The following is a 1,322-nucleotide window of genomic DNA, read 5'->3' as shown; positions in this document are numbered from 1 at the left end:
AAAAAGCGTTGTTCCGGGCAGCCGGGCAGGCCCGTCAGGCCTGTGAGTTTTTACTGAATACGGCCACCTCCCGACAGGCCGCGTAGGAGACAGCGATGGACAAAATCACCATTATCCGTTTTCAGTTACTGGTACATCAGTTACTGAAAGTGCATTACGGGATTACGCTGAGTGATACCGGATTGTCTGATGATGCGGAGGTATCCCGGATGATTGAACTCGGAATATCGCCGGTATCGGCGGTCAACCGTCTGGTGGATAAATACCATCTGGAGAAACTGAATGCATCCTGTTATCTGCCGGCATCCCCGTATGTCAGTGATACCGATGCCTTACATGCACAGGCTCAGCTGAGCGGTGCCATTAACCCGGATGTCATGCCCGGATAATCCTTAACGATTAACGACTGACATCTTTCCCGTGAGGGCTTGTTCCTCACGGGATAAGCCCTCTTTTTTTATTCTGAAAAGAGGATATCACCATGCCAAACTGGTGCTCAAACCGACTTGACATCACCTTACACAACGCGGCGGATATGCCGGCGCTTAAACACTGGATATATGCGGATGACGGGATACCCGCCTGGCAGACAGCGATAGCACAAAGTCTGCATTTGTTGCTGGCCGGCTGTGCGGGGATACTGAAACCGGTAAAACCGCTGTCTTTTCCGCCGTTACCGGAACTGACCTCATACGGGGAAACCGGCCCTGTTTCCCCGGGAAACACCGCCTTCACGCACTGGGTTGAGATGCTGATAACCGCACCGGATTTGATGCCGTCATGTTGTCAGCAAATCCATCAGTGGTATCAGATGTGGTTATCTGAAGGTGGGGTGTACCATTCCTGGGACTCGCTGACGGCGATGCAGAAAGCGAGACTGTCACCGTTGTTATCGGCCGGCAGTTTTGACTGGCTAAACCGGTTTACCGGGGAGGATGAGAGCCGGGTGGCGACAGCCTGGGAGGATATTCAGTATCTTCGCGGTACAGGGGAAGCCGTACCAATGGATATGCGGACATTGTTACCGACCAGCCTTGCGGCTGAATTACACGGCTTCAACGGTCGTTTATGGAAAACACCGGAAGTTATCTGGAGACAGGCGTGCTGGCAGGCGTTTGCCCCCGGTAACAGTACATATCACCTTTATCAGTGTCGTTATGGTGTGAAATGGCCGAACGGCAGTGGTTTTCACTGTATTGATGGCGGGCATGCGACGGAGTTATCCGCAGAGTTTGATACTCCGTGGGGGCCGCCGTCAGCAGAGGTCTTGTGTGCTTTGTCTGCGCGTTTCCGCTGTCAGGTCCGTCATGTCTATGCCGAAG

The 1,322-nt window shown here is 53.2% G+C and carries 2 protein-coding genes; both read left to right on the top strand.

The genetic code is table 11. The features are described 5' to 3' along the window. Window positions 1-95: 95 nt before the first annotated feature. Window positions 96-389, top strand: coding sequence for a TA system toxin CbtA family protein (locus QSH13_RS18395; protein WP_036941568.1), 294 nt, complete (start codon window positions 96-98; stop codon window positions 387-389). 92 nt (window positions 390-481) lie between these two features. Then, on the top strand, window positions 482-1,322 hold an 841-nt coding region (locus tag QSH13_RS18390), incomplete at its 3' end, for a DUF1281 domain-containing protein (protein WP_286039456.1).

Origin of the sequence: Proteus faecis, from assembly GCF_030286765.1 — a bacterium.
Taxonomy (GTDB): domain Bacteria; phylum Pseudomonadota; class Gammaproteobacteria; order Enterobacterales; family Enterobacteriaceae; genus Proteus; species Proteus faecis.
The sequence above is the reverse complement of the archived record's forward strand: the minus strand, read 5'-3'. Positions and strand labels throughout refer to the sequence as shown.